Here is a 22,043-nt window from a genome sequence, read left to right as displayed (position 1 = left end):
AACATCTTTGTCGTGGTTTATTAAGCATTCGAACCACGAATATCGAACATCGAACATCGATTAGGGGGTGGGTTTAGATGCCAAACCGGATGACGCTAGATCAGTTTGAAAATGAGTTGGAATCCGTCGGTTATATTACCGAACGGGATGATCGAATCGCGCTGACTGCTTTTTTAGCGACGCAATTAGGTAAACCACTTTTAGTCTCAGGGCCAGCAGGGGTAGGCAAGACGGAAATTGCTAAAGTGTTAAGTCAGGTCTTTGGGGCACAGCTTATCCGCTTGCAGTGTTATGAAGGGCTTGATGAAACTAAAGCCCTTTACGAATGGAATTATCAGCGTCAACTTTTAAAGATTCAAATGGGTCGAGAGCACCTCTCAGAAGCTGACCTCTTTTCAACAGATTATTTACTGCCCAGACCCTTGCTTCAGGCACTCTTGAGTGAGAAGCGAACTGTGTTGCTCATTGACGAGATTGATAAGACGGATTCGGAATTTGAGGCATTTCTCTTTGAACTTTTGGGTGAGTTTCAAGTGACTATTCCTGAGATGGGGACAATTATCGCCAAAGAACGTCCTATTGTGGTTTTAACCTCTAATGGAGAACGGGAGCTTTCGGACGGATTAAAACGACGCTGTATTTTCCTGCACGTGGAACCACCTTCAGTGAACAAAGAAGTCCGTATTCTTCGAGCCAAAATTCCCGATTTGCCAGAACGATTAGCTTTAGAAGTGGCTAGAGCGGTTAATATCCTTAGAGAGCGGCTTGTTCTTAATAAGATTCCTTCGGTATCCGAAACCATGGACTGGGCTAAGGCGTTGCTCGTGATGGGTAAGACTGGCCTCGATCCTGCTTGGGTTGATGCCACACTGACCCTGCTGCTTAAGAGCCAGGACGATGTGGAACTTTTCTATCGGGAGATGGGAGCTGAACAACTCCTTTTTGAGTCTAGTAAGTTAGCACAGGGAGAAAGACGTGCTCATGGACAATCATGATAGAGCCAGTGAGTTAGATCGACATTTAGTGGAGTTTGCGCAATTGTTAAGGTCAGTAGGACTTAAGGTTAGCCCTTCTGAAATTTCAGATGCCGCAGACGGATTAGCTGTGATTGGTTTAGCGGATCGTGAAAGGGTAGAGGCCGTGCTCCAGGCAACTCTCGTAAAAAATGTCCAACATATTTCTGCCTTTAAAGAAGCCTTTCGGGCGTACTTCGCGTCTTTAGAACAGAAAGAAGCATGGCAGAAGGATGTAGCAGAGAAGGCTACTCAGTGGAACGAGCAGATCGAGAGTACCCGAAAAGACTTGCGTTTTCAGGAAAATGAGTTGGATATTAATGAGGAACAGCGAGCAATTTATGCTAGCCTACCAGAGAAAGACAAACAACGCCTGCGTGATTTCTTGGAAAGATCGTCCAATGGCACGAGAAGTGGAATACCAGTCGATCATTCTTATCAACCTATGGTTGAACGGGTTTTGCGGGGGTCCTTGGAGTATTGGCGTAAGAAGTTAAACGAAGAAGAGCCAATTTCTTTGCCAGGATCCACGGATGGAGTGCTCTCTGAAGTAGAACGTGCACTTCGCGATCGGGAAGCGGAGGTTTTAAGCCGAGATTTAAAGAAGATTTCCCCTGAAGAGTGGCCAGAGGTTATCCGCTTAATTCGCCGCCTTAGTCAACGCCTTGCCAGCCAGGTAACTCGTCGCTACCGGGCAGCTCGAAGACGTGGTGGACTAGACATGCGCGCGACCTTACGGAGGAATTTACGCTATGGCGGGGTGCTTGTGGAGCGAAGCTATCGCAGCCGTCGGATGGGTCGTCCGAGAATTATTTTGCTTTGTGATATTTCGGGTTCAATGCTTAAGTATACTGAATTTATTTGGCAATTTGTTTATGGCTTATCTACGGTGGTTAGTGGGATTAAAACCTTCGCCTTTGGGGAAACTTTGATTCCTTTAACCGACAAGTTTAGAAAAGGTCAGAGATTCGAGGTAATGGTTAAAGAAGCCCTCTCCGTGTCTGGAAAGGAATGGGGAGGAGGGACGAATTTAGCGAATGCCTTGGAAAGCCTGCAGGGTAGGTTCCCTGATACACTTTCTAGGCAAACATTGCTGCTGATTGTAAGTGATGCACAGACACTGGAAGGGGAAAAAGCAGCGGCCTTACTGGGAAGAATTCGTCGTCAGGTCCGTCAGGTGCTTTGGCTCAATACACTCCCAGAGCGTCGCTGGGTGGAGACACCCCATGTTAAAGCGTTTCTGCCGTCCTGTTTGATGTATGAATGTTTTACCCTAGGTCATTTAACACAGATTCTAAACAAGCAATTCTAATTGAATTGCTTGTTTATTTTATGGACAAAAGGAGCATACTATAGATAGATTATTTGTACAGAAACGCACAAAGTGTGGGGGGTATACTTATGTTAGAAAAATGTCGGGCTTGCGGTTTTGAACATGAAGATTTAGGTCACATCTTATTCCGAAGGAATCACGTGAGTAATCGTGTTTTACCCTATTGCTCACATTGTCTGCGCCGGCTTTATCAAGTACCATATCGACCAGAAAAAGATCTGTAAATTGTTGTATATTTAAAGTGTCAATGGGAAATACTATAGGGTTTTATAGCTTGCCTTTTCTCCGAAGCTTTGGTATATTTGTTTTTGAAGTGAGAGAAAAGGGGATGTAGTAACATGGCATACGTTATTAACTCAGAATGCATTAGTTGCGGCGCTTGCGAAGGCGAGTGCACAGTTTCCGCAATTAGTGAAGGTGATGGCTTGTACGTTATTGATGCGGAACTTTGCATCGATTGTGGGTCATGTGCCACGGTTTGTCCAGTTGAAGCACCAAATCCAGCGTAATACTCATAAACAATACTACCAAAAAGGAGAGTTGAATGAACTCTCCTTTTTGATACTAGTCAGACTCCATTGACTGAGAATGCAAAATGAGCTATTGCTAACCTCGAACATCCCTGTTCAGATTCATATGATTTTTAGGTTGCGAAATTATGTTGACAAATTTATTATATTAATTTATTATCTAAATAACAATAATTTTAAATTATAATAATAAAAGGAGATATGGGTATGGATGCCATCGAAATTCTCAAACAACTTAAAAATAAAGGTGTCCGTTTTACACCGCAGAGACAGGCGATTTTAGAATTCATACTGGAAACTGTATCCCACCCCACGGCAGATGAAATTTATCACCACGTTAAGGAAAAATTTCCGGGGGTGAGTTTAGGTACAATTTATAATACACTCAACATGCTGAAAGAGCATGGGCACCTCTTGGAGTTGTCATATGGCGATATGTCAAGTCGCTTTGACGGGAATCCAGAAAATCATTATCATATTGTTTGCTCAAGATGTGGTAAGGTGGCGGATCTCCATCGCCCTCTAATCGACATGGATCAAGAAGTCGAGGAGCAATCAGGGTTTCAAGTTTTCGGACATCGCATGGAGTTTCATGGAGTTTGTCCAGAGTGTCTTAAAGGTGTACAGTTGAATTAACTGGAAATAGATTTAAACATAACTCATGGGTAAGCGTGCTTCGATGGAAGCTGGTTACCTATGGGTTTATTTTTATGGAGTGCAAGGGTTTTGGAGATCTTTCACGAATAAGTCAACTAATCGCAATTTGCGTGTAGATATAAAGAGGGGATTTTATGTTCAATCGTCGCTTAATGATTTTTATTGCTTTATGGGCATTAACTTTAGGAGCCTTATGGTGGTACTGGCAAAGTCCGCAAGGGGAATCTCTTCAACACGGGCAAATAGGTATAAGTGCGTCACGTTTTACGCAGAATTTAAACGGGAGTTGGGATCAGTTCTCTTCATTGCGCCAAGCTTGGACAACAGAATCCGAACGTGCTAAAGGCATTAACAATCAATCCTTTTTAACGGGAGGGAAGCCCTTAACCCTACCTTCGAGTGAGAGATTTACGGTCGTGGCAAAACGATTGCGAATCCCAGGAGAATGGAGTTCCCGAACTATGTTGCTTACGTTGAATGGTGTTCAAGGGCAGGCGAACATATACTTAAATGGGATCACAACCAGCCAAAAAATTGGTGAATTTGAAGGAAGCGGCGGGGCGGACGAATTAGAGATTCCTGCTAAGGCGTTTCGCTATGGAGAGGATAATATTATCTTAGTAGAGCTTGCCGGAAGCGCTGAACAACGAGCTTCGTTTTTGGGCTCCCGTTGGCCAAAAGCAGGGCGCATTACGGGTGGTATTCGCCTGGATGCTGTGGTTGAAACGACGATAATGCCTCCGCAGGTGCAAGTAGTGTGGAATGGAACTACCGCACAAATCAAGGTAGAATCTAATCTACAGCATCGAGGTTTTTCTCAAGCAGGTCCTTGGACTGTTTACGGGGTACTCTCGGATGGTTCGGCTGGTGTGGCGGAACAGATGCTAACTGTGTCCCCTCAAGAAAAGGTGGATACTTCTCCAGTGATATTGACGTTTTCTGTGCCGGATGCTAGACGTTGGACCTTAGAGGAGCCCTTTCTCTATCAGTTGTATTTAACGGTTACGAACAGTAAAGGGGATAAAGATGATTTGGCGTTACCCATAGGGCTGCGTACGATCGCTTTTTCGGCTGGGAACTGGGTATTGAATGACCAGCTGATCCCCATTGTGGGGAAGGCCTTAATACCAGAGGAGGAGTATCGGCTTAGGCATGTCGGAGAGGTGGAAGCTTGGCTGAGATCCGAGCGCCAAAATGGCGTCAACCTAATCTATTTTATCGGTCAGTCTCCTGACGAGCTCTGGTTACAAGCTGCAGACCGTGTTGGTATGGGATTATGGGCAGAATTGCCCGTTGAACTAATTCCCTCCAAACGACTCCCGCAACCCATTGTCTTCCGAAAAATGATTAAAGAAAAAATGCTACATCCCTCTCTATGGGTATGGACAGTTGGAAAAGGGTTGGATTCCGACGGCTTGACCAAGTCTTATCTCCTCCAAGCAGGGCAAGCAGTGCAACCTAATATAGCCTTTGCCCTCGAAACGATGCATAATGGTGTTGCAAACCTCTCTACGGAGCAGTCGCTCGTTATTCAGGGGAATAAAATTCAAGGAGACTGGGGACAGGTAACGGTCGAGACCCCTTTAACCTCAAGTCTCCTTTGGGTTAAAGAACCAATTGCTAGTAAGGTATGGGCTTTATTAATGGTTTTCTTGGCTTGGATGAATATCAGGTCAGTAACCTGGCGCTATAAGGAAATTGGAGCAAGAAAGCCGAGACGACGCTTGCGTAATGCTTGGCGCTGGGATGGATTGTTCGTATTTGCTCGTGAAGGCATGTTGGCAGGATTAGTGACTTCGGGAGTATTCCGTATCCCGATTCATAGTAGTCCATGGGTTTCACACTTGTGGCCTGGGATTGAATTGATACAAGCGCAATCCCCCTGGTTGACTTGGGCAATGTTAAGCGTGTTCTTTATGCTGATGCGATTACTTCAAGTCGGAGTGGTAGCTCCCCATATGCCAGACGCTCCGCATGCTGTAGGACTTGTTTATTGGCTGGAACGTCGCTATCGATGGGCTGTTTTTATTGCCATCGGATGGGCATCAATACCCTGGGGAGTTCCGTTCTACTATCCAATTCTAGGCTATATGGCGCTTGTTTTCTTGTTTCTACCTATTCGTGTGCGTGATATCCACCGAACAGGAGGACATTACTTGCCATTTTTGTGGGTACCCGGGATCATAGTTGGTTCAGTCTTGGTTTGGGCCGTTTTTTACATTGCAGATTGGATTTACCTGTGGCATATGCTGTCTGAAACAATAATTTACTGGATAGGAAGAGGTTAATATGCAAACTAATAGTTTTAAACCCAACTTTTTGGCTTCCGGAGTAGGAAGTGTACCTCAGAAGAAGAGTGAAGATGCCTTGGAATTGATTTGGAAAAGTGTACCGCTTGCGCCGCATTGGCCTCAACTTCCCGGTCTTGGTGCAGAAAGCTCTTTTGTTGGGCAATACCTCAACGCTCTGCTGGAAACTGGAGTCATTGCTGATGTTAAAGTTCCAAAGTTTCAAGTTGAGGCTGAGGATTGGGCTGAACGGATGACGGTCTTCTATACTCAATATTTGGAGGCTGTTGAGGGAAATGAACAAGCTCTGGAGAGCTTTGGATTTAGTGCCCAAGGTGGCGAGGGGTTTGAAGCTTTCTGCCGAGATCTTGAACGGTTCGGAACCCGGGACGCTGTGCTTTTAAAGGGACAAGTTAGTGGTTCATTGACACTAGGGATGCAGATTACAGATAAAAATAGACGCTCAAGCTATTATGATGACACTCTGCGGGATATGCTAGTTAAAACCCTTGCCATGCACGCCGAGTGGCAAACCAAACGGCTTCGAAAGTTCGGGTTGCCAGTCTTGATGACTATTGACGATCCAGCGCTTTATGGCTTCGGTGCCTCAACTCATGTTACCTTAAATCGTGAGCAACTTATTGAAGAGTTAAATGTAATTATTGAAGGAATTCTTCTGCAAGGTGGGATTCCTGGTGTGCATGTCTGCGCAGGGATGGATTGGACCCTTCTTTTTGACTCCAAGGTGCAGGTTGTAAATTTCGATGCTTATGATTATATGCAAAGTATGATGGTCTTAGCTGAGCCCATCAACCGGTACTTAGCTCGTGGAGGGGTTCTTTCTTGGGGGATTGTTCCCACGAATCCGGTAGCCTGGCAAGAAACGGCTCAAAGCCTTAGACTTCGATTGGAACAGAACATCGCAGAGCTTGTGAAACGAGGGGTCGACGAAGCGCTGCTTCGTCAACAAAGTATGATAACCCCGAGTTGTGGGACGGGAACACTTCCAATTGACTTGGCAGAACATGTGTATGGGCTTTTAGCGGGACTTGCGTGAGGGGACTTGTGAGGGGACTTGTGTCACACAGCGCTCGGTGCTTACGACGCAGAGCAAACTAACCGTTCAAGCTCCTGGTATGGGGAGCGGGATACATCCTTCGGCGAAAGTATTATTTTAAGAACCCGCCTACGGCGATAATCTCCACTGGAGACTATCGTGCCAGACTCGCCATCCGACGACCATGGATGGTCTAGTGTCACCGGAGCCAAGGATGGCGGGAGGGGACCTTGGTTCGGTTGGCGGCAGTGCACATCCCTGTGCACTGTCCCGTATTTGGGGTCGGTCGCTTGAACGGAAGTTTGCTAGTCTGCTTACGTAAAGACGTCGCGCTCGTGTGACACTGCGTCCTGGGCTTAGGTCGGGGAACGAATAGAAGTTGGGTAGAAGTTGGGGACGGTTCTTGACTTGCAGTACTTGTATTTGGGAGACGGCACATTCATGTGCACCGTCTTGTCTAGGGGGGATTTTCGAGGAGGTTGCTTGTCTGTTGTACGTAGAGGCGTCGCGCTTGTGTAACAAATTGGCCCGGGGTTTGCTACTGTGGTATGTTTGTACGTTGTGATTTGCGCATTAGAACGTGGGCTCGACCAGGTTGCATATCCGACAAATATGCTTTATAATAAAACCAAGCGTTTTACTAAGGAATCCAAAGGAGGGACATTTATATGTTAACTAAAGAGATGACAGTAGGTCAAGTGTTACGATCATATCCCCAAACTGTTCAGGTTTTCCTAGAACTTGGGATGCACTGTTTAGGATGCCCGTCTTCCACAATGGAAAGCATTGAAGGAGCGGCGTTAACCCATGGAAAGAATGCGGATGAGCTTGTTGCAAAATTGAATAAGGCTATTGCAGAAGTCTAACATATGCATTGCATAAAGCATCAAGAGAGCTTACCGGATAAGGTAGCTCTCTTTTTTGACGATTTGAAATGGAGCTGTGACAGGCCGTATGCCTAATGATACTTATAAGACAAGGTCTCCATCCACAGGAAGCAACGATATATCTATGACATGGCTTATCTTTAAACAACAATATTGTCCAATATATTCACATAAAGTTCATATTATAAATGTCGAAGGAACGTGATTGTTGCATTTTTTGTACAAGTCACTGTTATAGGATATTAATTTATTTACTGGCAGTAAGTAAGGGCCATATTCGCTAGCTCTAATGTAAAATATGTTTAAAAAAATAAAATAAATAAAAGGTACATACACACTATACCGTAATTACCATATATTGTTATTAATTAAAGGCAAGAAAATAAAGATCAACACTAGATTGTCTTGCAACAGTTAAAAGGAGGAAATTAATATGGAATTACGTTCCGTTGCTTATAATCCAATTCCCGCACCTGGTATGGGTGGAATGCAAGGAATGCAAGGGATGGAAAGCATGCAAGGTATGCCTGGAATGCAGGGTATGCAAGGTATGGGTGGAATGCAAGGTGGTATGATGGGCCATGGTATGTACCCACAAGGTGGTTTTGTAAATTTAGACGTTGACATGGATCCTGGTTTCGCAACGCTTGATCTCGACAGCCAAATGGGCTGTGCACCGTGCGGCCCACACATGATGCATCATCAGGTTCATTGCCCTATGCCGACACCGATTCCTACCCCTACCCCTCAACCGGAAGTTTATGTCGTGAAAAAAGGGGATTCAATTTACAAAATTGCCAAACGTTATGGTACGACCATGCAAGCTATAATTCTTGGGAATAACCTGCGCAACCCAGATCTAATTTATCCAGGCCAAATCTTATTCATCCCTGGAGTATAAGGGTTCAAAGGCTAGATCAACTGTGCGATTGAGTTCATCAGCCAAACGTTCTAAAACGAAGGCTAGGTATAAACTAATAATATCCTATCTAACCTAAACCCTGAGTGAAACTCGGGGTTTAGGTCATTGTAAGGAAGCAAGTCTCTCGGTACGCTGATCTTAAGGACGTGCATAGGGATTGATTGGCTTGGACATATTGTTTAGGAAATTATTTTAGTGTCATTGTCATTGTTAAGGTGATAGATTAGGCAGGGAAAATGATAACATGAGTAGAATAATGGAGAAGGGTATGGAAGGAGAGAGTTAACGTGGATTATCAAGTTGGTATTCTTGGCGGAGGGCCTGGAGGATATGTCTGCGCACTAAGAGCTGCTCAATTGGGTTTATCAGTTGTGCTGATTGAGGGAGAACGATTAGGTGGTACGTGTTTAAACCGAGGGTGTATACCTACCAAAGCTTTGGTAAAAAGCGCAGATTTATGGCGTGAGATGGGACGAGCTGAGGAATTTGGCTTGTTTGTGAGCGAAAAGCGTGTAGACTTTGCGGCTGTGAACGCGCGTAAGGATCAAATTGTTAATGCGCTCGTGAGTGGTGTTGAGAAATTGATGAAAGCGGGAAACATTCGTGTAATCAAGGGTTGGGGAGAATTTAATCAAGTTGGTCAAATCTCTGTGACGACGGATAACGGAGTTGAACATATCCAGGTTGAGAAGGTTGTTATAGCAACAGGCTCAGTACCCATGCGTATTCCGATTCCTGGCGCAGATCTTCCCGGAGTGGTAACAAGTGAGGAAATTCTGGAAGGAAAAGAGTTACCTAAACGCCTTGTGGTCATCGGAGGAGGTGTGATTGGCTTAGAATTTGCATCGATTTATGAAGCCTTTGGAGTCAAAGTAAGTGTCGTAGAAATGCTGCCAACCTTGCTGCCGACCTTAGACGAGGAAATTCCCAAGCGCTTAACTCCGCTGTTAAAGCGATCTGGGATCGATGTTTTTACTAAGACAGCAGTTAAACAGATTTCTCAAGATGGAGAAAGTCTTGTAGTCCAGGTTGAAGATGCCAAAGGATTAAAAGACATTCCTGCTGATCGGGTACTACTATCCACCGGTCGTAAACCCAATCTGCAAGGAATTGACGTTCATAAATTGGGTCTGGAGCTTGAAAAAGGCGCTATCAAAGTAAATGCTCAGATGCAGACGAACCTTCCTAATGTTTATGCCATTGGTGATGTAGTCGGTGGGATTATGTTGGCTCATGTGGCTTCTGCTGAAGGAATCATAGCAATAGAGCATATTGCAGGTCATTCTGTAGAGATGAGATATAGCGCTATACCAAGCGCAATTTTTACGCATCCCGAGATTGCCACGGTGGGGTATACCGAGCAGGAACTTAAAGCTTCTGGTAGGGATTATCGTGTGAGCAAGTTCCCATTCTCCGCGAATGGCAAGGCCTTAGCCTTAGGAGAAAGCATTGGACTTGTTAAGATTTTGGCTGATGCTGAAGGAGTGATTGTGGGGGCTAGTATCATGGGACCGCAGGCCAGCACCTTGATTTCAGAATTAGTCATTGCGGTAGAAAAAGGACTGCGGGCAGAGGAGATTGCCCGGACGGTCCATGCCCATCCAACGCTGCCAGAAACCATTATGGAGGCAGCACACGGGATCGACGGCAAACCGCTTCATTTAGCATAGAATGCTACCAAGCAATGTGATTGCAGAGCAGACACAAGAGGCTGTAACAAACTCATTCCGAGTTTGTTACAGCCTCTTTGTGTTTGAGAAAGTGTCATAGGCTAATGGGCAGATACGGTAGGACTTTATTCCTGTCTTTGGACTTTTATTAAAAAAAGTAAATAAGGAAGCAGGATTATCATCATGCATGGAGAATAGTGGGAAGAAGTGGGGTAAAGTGGGGCGGATATCCACTACAGTGGGGTGAGCACTATGTTTATGGGGGAACACATTCATACGATTGACGGAAAAGGCCGGTTGATAATCCCGGTGAAATTCCGAGAAGGCTTGGGGGAACAATTCATTGTGACCAAAGGCTTAGATCACTGTTTGTTTGTTTACCCTCGTTCTGAATGGAGTATTTTAGAACAGAAGCTCCGTGCGTTACCGTTTACCCAACCTGATGTTCGTGCTTTTGTCCGTTTCTTTTTTTCTGGGGCGTCGGAATGTGAACTGGACAAGCAGGGAAGAATTCTATTGCCGGCAAATTTGCGTGATTATGCGCAGTTGGAAAAGGATCTAGTTCTAGTGGGAGTGTCAAGTCGTGTCGAGATTTGGAGTCAGACACTTTGGACAGACTACAGTCGGCAAGCAGAAAGTGCTTATGCCAGCGCTGCTGAATCCTTAGTTCAGCTCGGTATATAGAAAGGAACGGATTTACTTGGAGTTTCATCATGTTACAGTGTTATTGAATGAGACTGTGAATGCAGTCGTTTCGAATCCCTCGGGTCGATATGTCGATTGCACACTGGGTGGGGCTGGACATAGCCAAAGGATTCTTTCGAAGCTGGGGGCTTCTGGAAAACTGATCTGTTTTGACCAGGATAGACAAGCTATCCAACATGCTGAAGAGATCTTGGGTCAGGATGAGCGGGTCACCTTAATTAATCGCAACTTTGAAGCGTTAGAAGTTTCTCTTCAAGAATTAGACTTGCTTCCTGTCGATGGAATTATATTCGATTTAGGGGTCTCATCCCCTCAACTTGATGAAGCCGAACGGGGTTTCAGTTACATGCAGGATGCCCCTTTGGATATGCGTATGGATCCTTCGGGTGTCTTAAATGCAAGGGAAATTGTCAATACGTGGAGCGAAGAGGCGTTAGCGCAGCTAATTTGGAATTATGGGGAAGAAAAATGGTCGAAACGAATTGCCCAATTTATTGTTCAATCACGCCATGAGCGACTGCTTGAAACAACAGGCGATTTGGTTCAAGCGATCAAAGCAGCGGTTCCGGCAGCAGTTCGGCGTAGTGGACCTCATCCTGCAAAACGGACATTTCAAGCGATCCGGATTGCAGTAAACGATGAATTAGGGGTTTTAGATCGAGTACTGGATCAAGCGATGCGTTGCTTAGATCATGGTGGACGAATGGGTGTAATTACGTTTCACTCACTCGAGGACCGGATCGTCAAAGAGCGAATGAGATCTTGGCTTGGGCGCTGCACTTGTCCACCAGAACTGCCCATTTGCCGATGTGAGGCAAAGGCCATAGCTAAGGTATTGACACGTAAACCTATTCTCCCCTCAGAAGAGGAAGTTGAGCAGAATCCGCGCTCAAGAAGTGCAAAATTACGGGTTGCCGAAAAAATATAAAGTCTAAAGCTTAAGGAGGAAGAATACCCATGGTAGTGGCGCAGGAAACGATAGAGTGGCAAGAACCATTAACCCAAACCCAGGCCCAGAGAAATCCTCGAACCACAAAAAAGGGGAAAGAATACCACAAAATCAAGTGTATCATGGCCTTGGCTTGCATTGTTGGGCTGACTGGTGCAATTGGTGCGGAAACGATCCAGCTCACTGTCGTCAAGGGGGCGCAGGTGCGGAGTCTGGAAAAGGAGATTTCTGCCATCAAAATGAAGAATGATCTGCTTCAAATGGAGGCTGACAAACTTCGGGCAGTGGGGAGAATTGAAAGTGTAGCCTTATCGATGGGCATGGAAAAACCAACTGGAAAAGTGTATATGGCAGGTGCGGTACCTGCGGTCAAAAGTCAAAAAGGGGCTCCTACGACCCAAGCCTTAGATCAACCGACTGAAGCTAACCCCACGACACTTCAGCAATTTTCACAAATTTTTACGAGCTTCTTTGCTTCAACACAACGTTAAGAGAATGGCGCTTTGGGTACGCGGAGACCCCTAGAAAGGTGGGGGTGAGGACTAATGAGTCCTTTTGTCGTCATGCGTAAACGAATCGCTTTTCTTTTTTTGTGTGTGAGTATTTTTTTGGTCGTCTTAATCCTTCGATTGGGGTTCGTGCAACTGAGTCAGGGAGCTGATTTGCGTAAAAAAGCGGATGATTCTCACTTCCGTGGTGTACCTGTGGCGCCTAAACGTGGAAATATTGAGGACCGTCAAGGAAATATCTTAGCGATGAGTGTCAGTAGTGAAACGGTCTATGCTGTTCCGGCAGAAGTTCGGCAGTCAGGAAGAGCCAAAGAGATGGCGGTCACCTTAGCCCCACTGCTGGGAAAAACTGCACAAGAGATTGAAGCGCGGATCACAAAACGTTCAGCTTTAGAATATGTTCAGAAACGTGTTAAGCCAGAAGTTGCAGCTCAAGTACGGGCGTTGAATTTACCAGGAATAGGAACTACGGAGGATAGCCAAAGGTATTATCCTAACGGAACCTTAGCGGCACATATTATCGGCTATGCAGGAATTGACAGTCAGGGCCTTGAAGGGATAGAGTTGACCCGGGAAACAGAGCTGAAAGGGATTCCCGGCAGTATTCTCCAAGAATTTGCGGCTAATGGGATTCCACTTCCTCAGGCGGAACATCAGTATTTGGCGCCCAAACAAGGCAACACTGTTCGATTAACCATCGATAAAAATATTCAGGCTTTTGCGGAGCGAGAGTTACAAAAGCTGATGACCGGTCAGGGGATCAATATGAACGGCAAGGTGCCTAAAAACGCCTCAATTTTGGTGATGGATCCCAATACGGGGGAAATGCTGGCCTTAGCTTCAGCACCGACCTTTGATCCAAATCACTTTCAAGAAGCAGATCCCAGTACGAGGAGAAATATTGCCATTCAGAATGGCTATGAACCAGGGTCGACCTTTAAAATCATCACGCTTGCTGCCGCCCTCGAGGAAAAGAAAATTAAGCTTACAGAGCATTTTTTTGATAAAGGGGCTTATACCGTATTAGGGAAAAATGTGCGTTGCTGGAAAGCGGGAGGGCATGGCGACCAAACCTATTTGCAAGTGGCCGAAAATTCCTGTAATCCAGGGTTTATCGAAATGGGACAGCGTCTAGGAATGGATAATTTTTATAAGTATTTGCGTGATTTCGGGTTTGGTCAGAAAACAGGAATTGAAATGTCCGGTGAAGCGCTAGGGATTCTGGCGAATAAGAAAAAAGCAACTGCGCTGGACTTAGCGACGATGTCCATCGGGCAAACGAATAATGTTACCCCTATCCAGTTATTGGCCGCAGTTTCAGCGGTGGCTAACGGTGGAACCTTAATGAAACCCCAACTGGTGGCAGAAATTGTAGGCCCCAGTGGAAGGGTGATTACCCCCTTTGAAAAGGAAGAAATTCGTCGAGTCATCAGTGAAGAATCCTCTAAATTAGAACGTGAAGTCTTGGAATCTGTCGTGACCAATGGAACCGGGCGACGGTCGTTCCTTCCCGGCTATCGAGTGGCAGGCAAGACTGGGACAGCTCAGAAGGTAGCAAACGGAGGGTATATTCAAGGGGAGTATGTCGCTTCCTTTGTGGCGTTTGCTCCTGCAGACAAACCCCGACTGGCCATACTTTGCGTGATCGATGGTGTTCCGTTTTATGGCGGGGTTGTGGCATCCCCCGTTGTCCAGACTGTGTTGCTCGATTCTCTAAGATACTTGGGTGTTAAACCAGATCCTCAGGCACCGTTGACGCCTGGCAAACCTATGCCGGGTCTTGAATTCCCGCCAATTAAGAAAACAGCTACTGTTCCTTCAGTCGTAGGCCAGCCTTTAGCCGAGGCGAAAAAGATCTTGGCTGAAGCTGGGTTTAAGACTATGACGGAGGGTAAGGGCGAGATGGTTCTCGATCAAATTCCTCATGGGGATGCGCAAGTAGAAGCTGAATCCAATGTGCTCCTCTACCTAGGAACAAATGCATCCACGCCAACACTCGCGAGATGGTGGGAAGATGAGGATGAAGATATCGAAGCAATTCGCAGTCTGACGGGGCGTATTCCAATCTCCGCTAGTTCACTAGGGCGTTAGGAACTCATTCAGGTCTGTCGAAGGGGTATTTTGTCTATAATAAATTAGTTGGATTAATTATAAGATGGGTCGTTCGGAAAACGTTGGAAAGGAAGATGAGGATGCCCACAGTATGCAAACCATTATCAGATATGACGAACGGAATTGAGGTGCTTGAGGCATCTGGGGATAGCCAGGTCATTATTCGGGGGATAACGATGGATTCGCGGCACGTTCAGCCGGGCGATCTTTATGCTTGCGTACCTGGCTTTAAAGTGGACGGTCATGACTTCGCAGCAAGTGCCATCTCTTCCGGGGCTGTGGCGTTAATTGTTGAGCGGTTTTTACCCCTCAATGTTCCTCAAGTCAAAGTTTCAAACGTACGCCAGGTCTTGGGACTCTTAGCGGCTAATGTTTATGGTCAACCCAGTGAACAACTGGAGTTAGTGGGCGTGACAGGGACAAATGGGAAAACGACTATAACTTACCTTATTGAGAAAATCGGGTCAAGGCAAGGCAAGAAAGTCGGTATTATCGGAACCCTAGGTTCAAGGATCGATGGCCGGGATATTCCGGGAGAGCGAACGACACCAGAAGCCATTGAGGTTCAAAAACTCTTAGGAGAAATGGTTGCTGAAGGTGTAGACCTAGCAGTGATGGAAGTGTCTTCCCATGCCTTGGCCCTTGGGCGCGTAGTAGGCTGTGAATTTGACGCAGGAATTTTTTCGAATTTGACACAAGATCACTTAGATTACCATAAGACAATGGAGGATTATCTTGAGGCCAAAGCTCGTTTGTTTGCGCATTATTTAAAAGGCAAGAAATCCTCCCCAAAGATTAGTATCTTAAATGGAGATGATCCGGCATTTTTTGAATTAAGTCACGCTTCCGCAGCTACTGTCGTGAGTTATGGAATTCACAACGAGGCGGATTACCGCGCAGAGAACGTTGAGGTCACCACTGAGGGGGTTAGATTTCAGGTTCGTTTCCGCGAGCATAGCCAGGAGATAGGGTATGCTACCCCGGGTTTCTTTAGTGTTTATAACGCTATGGCAGCGTTTGCCTGGGGTGTCGAACGGGGATATGATAGCGCGGCGGTAGCAGATGCATTAGCGGATATTTCTGGCGTACCTGGCCGTTTTGAAAGTGTTCGACTTGGTCAACCATTCCAGGTCATTGTGGATTACGCTCATACACCTGACGGCTTAGAAAATGTTGTGCGAACAGCTAGAGATTTTACGAAGGGGAGACTTATCACTATCTTTGGGTGTGGGGGAGACCGGGATCGGAGTAAACGACCACTTATGGGGGAGGTAGCCTCGCGGGGGAGCGATTTTCTCTTCGTGACCTCGGATAATCCTCGTTCGGAAAATCCCGATCAGATCATCCAAGAAATTTTAGCAGGAGTTTCAGGAGTGGAATATGTCGCCTTATCAGATCGGCGTGAAGCTATTTGGGCAGCGTGCCGCATGGCAAAACCTGGAGATACAATTCTGATTGCTGGCAAAGGACATGAAACTTATCAGATCTTTGGGACGGAGGTTCATCCCTTCGATGACCGAGAAGTAGCGCGTGAAGCAGTGAGGGGGCTAGGCTATGCGTAAATGGACAACTGAGGTAGTAGCCCGGATTGCCAAGGGAACCTTGATCGGCAACCCTGATCTTGAGGTTGCGGGGTGTATTATAGATAGTCGTCAAGTACAAGGCGGGGAGATGTTTTTCGCGCTACCTGGAGAAAAAGTGGATGGACATGATTATATTGACGTTGTCTGGAAGAATGGGGCTGTTCTGGTAATTGCTGAAGAGGTTCGCTTTCAAGCACTTGTAAACAGCCCTGTTGTCCCAGAAGGAAAAGCTCTCCTGCTTGTCAAATCGGTCTTTAATACACTACAAGAATTAGCTAGGTCTTGGCGTAGTGAATTAGGCTGTAAGGTGGTCGGGGTTACCGGGAGTAATGGCAAAACTACCACGAAGGATATGATCTCAGCAGTACTCTCTCAGCGCTTTAGAGTTCATCGCAATAAGGAAAATCAGAATAATGAATTGGGACTTCCTATAACAATCCTTAACGCTCCACTGGGTACGGAACTCTTGATCCTAGAGATGGGGATGAGGGGTTTAGGTGAAATCAAAACCTTGTGCGATATTGCTAGACCGGATATCGGGGTTATCACGAATATTGGTACCACTCATTTAGAGTTATTACAAACTCAAGAGCGAATTGCCCAAGCAAAGTGGGAATTGGTTGAGTCTCTACCGGAAGCGGGAATAGCCATCCTCAACGCTGAGGATTTGTTTTCAGTAAAGATGGCGAAGAACGATTCGCATTTAACTCGATATTATGGTATTGAAGGTGAGTTTGCGCTTCCTCAGATAAAAGGGGCACAACTTAATTCTTGGGGGGCCTTGGGGACAACGTTTGATGTGACTTTTCAAGACGAAATGGCAAAGGCTAAACTCCCGCTCCCCGGTACTCATAATGTGCTAGATGCCTTAGCAGCCCTTGCGGTCGGCACTGTATTGGGTGTTTCGTTAGCTGAGGGGTGTGTAGGATTAGAAGAGTTAGAATTATCTGGAATGCGCTTAGAGGTTCGTCAAGGAGTTGGGGGAACTGTCCTGCTGAATGATGTCTATAATGCGAATCCGGTTTCGATGAAAGCATCCTTGCAAGTTCTCAAGGGACGAGCGGGTGCGAATAAATCCCTGGCAATTTTAGGCGAGATGTATGAACTTGGAACCTCGGCTGAATCAGGTCATCGTGAAGTAGGTCAGACCCTTGCTGAGTTGGGGGTCAGTAGACTGATCACCGTGGGTAAATTAGCAGAGGAAATTGCCCAGGGGGCTAGAATGGCCGGATATCTTGAGACTCAGATTAAGGTGACGAATACGCGTGAAGAGGCGATCGAGAAGGCACTTGATCTCCTTACTCAGCTTGGACCAGGGACCTGGGTGTTAATTAAAGGTTCTCGGGGTATGAAGATGGAAGAGATTACTACCCGACTCGAAAGATCAGAGTAAAGGATGGAATGACACATGTCTGAGCGTTTGGTCTTAGCGGCAGGATTAGCCTTAATCATTACCTTAGTTTTAGGTCCATTTTTGATACCGGTCTTGAGAATTCTTAAATTCGGTCAAACAGTACGAGATGATGGTCCTAAAAGACACTTGAAAAAGGCTGGAACGCCTACGATGGGTGGGATAATTTTTCTTGTCGGTATCATTGTGAGTGCTTTGTTTTCTGCTGAACAACCTACCTCCCTGGAAATGGTCACCTTAGTAGGGATCACCTTGGGATATGGTTTAATCGGATTTATAGATGATTTTATTAAAGTAGTCATGCATCGTTCTTTAGGGCTGCGTGCCTATCAGAAATTGATTGGGCAGTTTGGATTGGCCTTTATTCTTTTGTGGGTTTCCGTTTATTGGTTGGGTCGGGGAACGGATGTGGCGATTCCTTTCACAGCTATTCACTTGGAACTGGGCTGGTTTTACTATGTTTTGATCTCCTTAGTCGTCGTAGTCATGACGAATGCGGTAAACCTCACCGACGGATTGGACGGTTTGGCTGCGGGAACTACCATGTTTGCCGGGGCAAGTTATGTGGTAATTGCTCTGCTAGCGGCAATTCATGGCGGTGGGGTAGCTGTTATGGCGCATGAGACAGATATGGCTGTTTTTGCGGCAGCTTTGGTCGGCGGGTGTCTAGGATTTTTGCGTTTTAATACTTATCCTGCCCGAGTCTTTATGGGGGACACGGGTTCATTGGCTTTAGGTGGGGCTTTAGTTAGTTTGGCTGTGCTGACAAAGAGCGAATTAGTGCTGATCATCATCGGCGGATTATTCGCAATGGAGGCACTCTCAGTGATTATTCAGGTTATCTCGTTTCAAACGACGGGGAAACGAGTCTTTAGGATGAGTCCACTTCATCATCACTTTGAACTCGTAGGCTGGAGTGAATGGAAAGTGGTCATCGTTTTTTGGACGGTGGCGCTGATTTGTGCTGTGCTGGGGATTATAGGGTATATGCCGACGTTGGGGTAGAGGGAGGAAGCGCGGAGGAAGCTGGAGGAAGTGTCTTAGCACGTTCGCACATCCTACGCCGGTAAGTATTTCTTTTGGGATCACGGCTTCGGCGATACTCATCCTACGGCGCGATAGTAGTCGTATGTGGTACTGCGCCTTCGGCGAAAGTCTCCACTGGAGACTTTCGTCACTGGAGACTATCGTGCTCCATTGCTATTCGCTTGTCGCTCAGGCTAAACCCGCAAAACTTCTGGGCTTACTGGTCGAATGCTATGCCGTCCTTGGCGCATTCGACACTTGGCACGTCCTGTGCCGGCGCATGTGAACAGTTGCGGTTCTTAACGCCTGATCGACTGCGCTCATTGACGCAATTCCACTAATCGTGCTCTCTAAGCTAAGAAACTTCCTCTGGTCTTGGGTCGACGGGTGCAAGATGAGTGCAAGATGGGACGGTTCTTGACTTGCACTTAGAACCGTCTCCACTCCTCCTTCTAAGTGTTTTATCCATGAACCACAATATAATATCTTAAAAAGTAAAATAGGGGAGAAAACAATTGTGCTGAGAAGAGAATTGGTGGATAATAAATCTTTAATATCAGACTTATGGGAAACTGAAAGATTGAATATGATTTTTGCTTGTCATCAGAATCCTAAATCAGAAGAAATGATAAAATCTGTCGTCGAACAACTCAAAAAGCATGCTAATGAAGTCTTTTTGAAGGTTAATCAGAGAAATGAACGAATTTATATTGTGCCGGTAAGAGATGAGAACGGAGACTTGCTAGGATATATTGAAAGGTTCGAAATGAACTTGCAAAAGTAGGTCTGACTGAGCATATGATTGATATGTCATGGAGCTATTTGAGCCAAAAATCTGTGGTTTGCGGAGGACGAAGAACGTGAATTGGATGAATAAACGTGTTTTGGTGATTGGTGCGGGTCTTAGCGGGCAGGGGGCTGTTCGGAAACTGCAGAACTTGGGTGCGGAGGTTTTCTTGACAGATCATCAGTCGAGTGAGAGGCTCGCTGGGGTTGAAGAGTTAGGTCTTGATCAAGATCACTTGCTGCTGGGATTTGAACCAAACTTTGGGGAGATTAAGCCTGAGCTACTTATCTTATCTCCTGGGGTATCCCCTAAGCTTTCTTTGGTACAGGAGGGGATTTTCCTTAATGTGCCCGTGTGGAGCGAAGTAGAGCTGGCTATGTATGAGTGCCCCGCGCTTTGTGTTGGGGTCACTGGAACGAATGGCAAAACGACAACCACCACTTTAATCGGGGAATTGGCGAAGCTGACTGGTCGGTCTACGATGGTTGCAGGAAATATTGGGGTCGCTTTAAGTGGCCAGGTGGACAAGATGGATGAAAGCAGCATTGTCGTGGCTGAACTTTCTAGTTTTCAACTGGAGTTTACCCATAAGCTCCGGGTCCAGATTGGTATTTTGCTTAATCTTACGCCAGATCATTTGGATAGGCATGGTACTCTAGAAGAGTATCTGAAGGTCAAAGCTCGAATTTTCGAGAACCAGACGGAGATGGATTTAGCGATTCTGAATTGGGATGATCCATTAGTACGAGATTTGGGACCGAAATTGAGAAGTAGGGTCATGTATTTTAGTTCGACCTCCTTTTTGCAGGATGGAATTAGTCTTTGGCACGACCAGATCGTCTATGCTGAAAAGGATAAGAGGACGATGATACCGATTATTTACAGAAAGGAACTTCAGCTCCGTGGGGCACATAATCTAGAAAATGTTATGTCAGCTGCAGCTGCAGCGAGGGCGTTTGGCCTTTCATGGACAGAGATTGCTGAAGGTCTGCGACAGTTTAAAGGAGTAGAACATCGACAAGAAGTTGTGGGATTGTTTGAGGGGATTCTTTTTATCAATGATTCCAAAGGGACTAATACGGATGCAGCTGCCAAGGCTTTGTTAGCCTTCGACGAACCTTTGGTGCTGATTGCTGGGGGTAAAAATAAAGGGCTGGATTTCCATGATTTTATGAAAGTTGTTCGAGCTAAGGTTAAAAGCCTTGTTTTATTGGGGCAAGCGGCCGATGAGATGGAACAAGCTGCCCGTGACGAAGGGGTGCAGAGGATCATTAAAGTGAACACCTTCGAGGAGGGTGTAGAAACGGGGATTTCCGAGGCGATTCCTGGTGATGTTGTTATGTTATCCCCTGCTTGTACAAGTTGGGATATGTTTAAGAATTATGAGCAAAGAGGGGAATTGTTTAAGGAGTTAGTGCGTAGGCATTATAGGGAACCCATTCAATAATAAGGGGGAACTATCAATGCGAAAGTATCATCGACCTGATTTGGTCTTGCTGGGAGCGATTTTAGCTCTGTTAGGGATAGGGTTTATCATGGTCTACAGCTCAAGTGCTGTCCGAGGGTTCATACAGTTTGACGATCCTTATCACTATCTCAAGATGGAAATAATGTGGGTTACGATGGGACTAGTAGCGATGTTCTTCGCAATGTGGGTTGATTTGCGCTGGTTGCGTCAATTTGCCAAGCCTGCCCTTTTTCTAGCAATTGCCTTACTCATAGCTGTTAAAATCCCTGGAATTGGAAGAAAAGTCAATGGTGCTGATCGTTGGATTGGGCTTGGACCTCTCTCAATTCAGCCCTCGGAAGTGATTAAGCTTTCTATGGTCTTGATGATGTCCCATTCACTAGCCTTTGATCCTCATAAGATCGAATCGTTTCGCAAGGGGGTACTACCTATCCTTGGTTTACTTGGGGTAATTGCTGGGCTTATCATGCTCCAGCCGGATCTGGGAACAACACTGGTCATTGCGGCTACGACGTTTTTTATGTTGATTGCGGCAGGCGCACGAGTTAGTCATCTTCTTGCCTTAGCAGGAACAGGACTCGGCTTAGTCGTGGCAGCTATTGCCGCTGCGCCCTATCGCATGCGGCGTATCTTTGCTTTTTTAGATCCCTGGGCCGACCCATTAGGAAACGGATATCAGACGATCCAGTCACTCTTAGCATTAGGTCCAGGTGGATTATTTGGCCTAGGGTTAGGGCAGAGTCGCCAGAAGTTTCTGTATTTGCCGGAAAACCACACGGACTTTATCTTTGCCATGATTGGAGAAGAACTGGGTTTTATCGGTGCTACGTTGATTATCCTACTCTTTTTCCTCTTCGCTTGGCGAGGGTTTCGAGTGGCAATGAGGGCCCCAGACGCATTTACAGGTTTTCTGGCGGTGGGACTGACGGCTATGGTGTCAATCCAAGCGATGATCAACATGGGCGTAGTGAGCGGGGTATTGCCAGTCACCGGGATAACCTTACCCTTTATAAGCTATGGGGGCACATCCCTCGTTTTTACAATGCTAGGGGTCGGAGTGCTCCTGAATATTTCCAAAGATGTAAGATAACAAATCGAGGCACGAAGTTCGAGGTTCGAAGTTCTAGTGCATGAGG

Annotated in this window: 21 protein-coding genes; all 21 read left to right on the top strand. The window is 46.0% G+C overall.

From position 1 onward, the window contains the following. Positions 1 to 77 precede the first annotated feature (77 nt). The 21 genes from ACYQ3Q_RS06095 to spoVE all read left to right on the top strand — a co-directional run bounded on the left by ACYQ3Q_RS06095 (position 78) and on the right by spoVE (position 21,997). Positions 78 to 995 (top strand): AAA family ATPase, encoded by a 918-nt coding sequence (locus tag ACYQ3Q_RS06095; RefSeq protein ID WP_459927724.1) that lies wholly within the window; start codon positions 78 to 80, stop codon positions 993 to 995. Further along, positions 982 to 2,325: a vWA domain-containing protein gene (locus ACYQ3Q_RS06090; protein ID WP_459927723.1), complete on the top strand. Its 1,344-nt coding sequence runs from the start codon at positions 982 to 984 to the stop codon at positions 2,323 to 2,325. The genes ACYQ3Q_RS06095 and ACYQ3Q_RS06090 overlap by 14 nt, the downstream gene beginning before the upstream one ends. Before the next feature lie 89 nt (positions 2,326 to 2,414). Then, positions 2,415 to 2,570 (top strand): hypothetical protein, encoded by a 156-nt coding sequence (locus ACYQ3Q_RS06085; RefSeq protein ID WP_291300765.1) that lies wholly within the window; start codon positions 2,415 to 2,417, stop codon positions 2,568 to 2,570. Between the two features lie 114 nt (positions 2,571 to 2,684). Further along, positions 2,685 to 2,855, top strand: coding sequence for a DUF362 domain-containing protein (locus ACYQ3Q_RS06080; RefSeq protein WP_291300766.1), 171 nt, complete (start codon positions 2,685 to 2,687; stop codon positions 2,853 to 2,855). Between the two features lie 228 nt (positions 2,856 to 3,083). Further along, positions 3,084 to 3,512: a Fur family transcriptional regulator gene (locus ACYQ3Q_RS06075; protein WP_459927722.1), complete on the top strand. Its 429-nt coding sequence runs from the start codon at positions 3,084 to 3,086 to the stop codon at positions 3,510 to 3,512. Positions 3,513 to 3,667: 155 nt separating this feature from the next. Continuing rightward, positions 3,668 to 5,821, top strand: coding sequence for a glycoside hydrolase family 2 protein (locus ACYQ3Q_RS06070; RefSeq protein WP_459927721.1), 2,154 nt, complete (start codon positions 3,668 to 3,670; stop codon positions 5,819 to 5,821). A gap of 1 nt (position 5,822) precedes the next feature. Beyond that, positions 5,823 to 6,878 carry a methionine synthase gene (locus ACYQ3Q_RS06065; protein WP_459927720.1) on the top strand — a complete coding sequence of 352 codons (1,056 nt, stop codon included), beginning with the start codon at positions 5,823 to 5,825 and terminating at the stop codon, positions 6,876 to 6,878. A 184-nt stretch (positions 6,879 to 7,062) separates the two neighbouring features. Further along, positions 7,063 to 7,200: a hypothetical protein gene (locus ACYQ3Q_RS06060; protein ID WP_459927719.1), complete on the top strand. Its 138-nt coding sequence runs from the start codon at positions 7,063 to 7,065 to the stop codon at positions 7,198 to 7,200. Positions 7,201 to 7,546: 346 nt separating this feature from the next. Beyond that, positions 7,547 to 7,744 carry a DUF1858 domain-containing protein gene (locus ACYQ3Q_RS06055; RefSeq protein WP_459927718.1) on the top strand — a complete coding sequence of 66 codons (198 nt, stop codon included), beginning with the start codon at positions 7,547 to 7,549 and terminating at the stop codon, positions 7,742 to 7,744. Between the two features lie 454 nt (positions 7,745 to 8,198). Continuing rightward, complete coding sequence (locus tag ACYQ3Q_RS06050) at positions 8,199 to 8,666, top strand: LysM peptidoglycan-binding domain-containing protein (RefSeq protein ID WP_459927717.1); 468 nt, start codon at positions 8,199 to 8,201, stop codon at positions 8,664 to 8,666. A 308-nt stretch (positions 8,667 to 8,974) separates the two neighbouring features. Continuing rightward, the gene (gene lpdA / locus ACYQ3Q_RS06045) at positions 8,975 to 10,357 is read left to right on the top strand and encodes a dihydrolipoyl dehydrogenase (protein ID WP_459927716.1); all 1,383 of its coding nucleotides are present in this window, start codon (positions 8,975 to 8,977) and stop codon (positions 10,355 to 10,357) included. A 252-nt stretch (positions 10,358 to 10,609) separates the two neighbouring features. After that, positions 10,610 to 11,041, top strand: a complete 432-nt coding sequence (gene mraZ / locus ACYQ3Q_RS06040) for a division/cell wall cluster transcriptional repressor MraZ (protein WP_459927715.1) — start codon at positions 10,610 to 10,612, stop codon at positions 11,039 to 11,041. A 16-nt stretch (positions 11,042 to 11,057) separates the two neighbouring features. Further along, positions 11,058 to 11,990: a 16S rRNA (cytosine(1402)-N(4))-methyltransferase RsmH gene (gene rsmH / locus ACYQ3Q_RS06035; protein WP_459927714.1), complete on the top strand. Its 933-nt coding sequence runs from the start codon at positions 11,058 to 11,060 to the stop codon at positions 11,988 to 11,990. Between the two features lie 29 nt (positions 11,991 to 12,019). Then, positions 12,020 to 12,502, top strand: a complete 483-nt coding sequence (locus tag ACYQ3Q_RS06030) for a septum formation initiator (RefSeq protein ID WP_459927713.1) — start codon at positions 12,020 to 12,022, stop codon at positions 12,500 to 12,502. Positions 12,503 to 12,556: 54 nt separating this feature from the next. Further along, positions 12,557 to 14,611 (top strand): penicillin-binding transpeptidase domain-containing protein, encoded by a 2,055-nt coding sequence (locus tag ACYQ3Q_RS06025; protein ID WP_459927712.1) that lies wholly within the window; start codon positions 12,557 to 12,559, stop codon positions 14,609 to 14,611. A gap of 95 nt (positions 14,612 to 14,706) precedes the next feature. After that, a complete protein-coding gene (locus ACYQ3Q_RS06020; RefSeq protein ID WP_459927952.1) occupies positions 14,707 to 16,194 on the top strand; it encodes a UDP-N-acetylmuramoyl-L-alanyl-D-glutamate--2,6-diaminopimelate ligase in 1,488 nt (495 codons plus the stop codon). Further along, complete coding sequence (locus tag ACYQ3Q_RS06015) at positions 16,187 to 17,608, top strand: UDP-N-acetylmuramoyl-tripeptide--D-alanyl-D-alanine ligase (RefSeq protein WP_459927711.1); 1,422 nt, start codon at positions 16,187 to 16,189, stop codon at positions 17,606 to 17,608. Before ACYQ3Q_RS06020 ends, ACYQ3Q_RS06015 begins: the two co-directional genes overlap by 8 nt. A gap of 15 nt (positions 17,609 to 17,623) precedes the next feature. After that, the gene (gene mraY, locus ACYQ3Q_RS06010; protein WP_459927710.1) at positions 17,624 to 18,631 is read left to right on the top strand and encodes a phospho-N-acetylmuramoyl-pentapeptide-transferase; all 1,008 of its coding nucleotides are present in this window, start codon (positions 17,624 to 17,626) and stop codon (positions 18,629 to 18,631) included. Positions 18,632 to 19,169: 538 nt separating this feature from the next. Further along, the gene (locus ACYQ3Q_RS06005; RefSeq protein ID WP_459927709.1) at positions 19,170 to 19,436 is read left to right on the top strand and encodes a hypothetical protein; all 267 of its coding nucleotides are present in this window, start codon (positions 19,170 to 19,172) and stop codon (positions 19,434 to 19,436) included. A 76-nt stretch (positions 19,437 to 19,512) separates the two neighbouring features. Further along, positions 19,513 to 20,886: a UDP-N-acetylmuramoyl-L-alanine--D-glutamate ligase gene (gene murD / locus ACYQ3Q_RS06000; RefSeq protein WP_459927708.1), complete on the top strand. Its 1,374-nt coding sequence runs from the start codon at positions 19,513 to 19,515 to the stop codon at positions 20,884 to 20,886. A 16-nt stretch (positions 20,887 to 20,902) separates the two neighbouring features. After that, positions 20,903 to 21,997 carry a stage V sporulation protein E gene (gene spoVE / locus ACYQ3Q_RS05995; protein ID WP_459927707.1) on the top strand — a complete coding sequence of 365 codons (1,095 nt, stop codon included), beginning with the start codon at positions 20,903 to 20,905 and terminating at the stop codon, positions 21,995 to 21,997. The last annotated feature ends 46 nt before the right edge of the window (positions 21,998 to 22,043 follow it).

The sequence above is a fragment of the Desulfosporosinus burensis genome, assembly GCF_054657535.1.
Note: the sequence above shows the minus strand (reverse complement) of the source record. Positions and strands in the feature narration are given on the sequence as shown.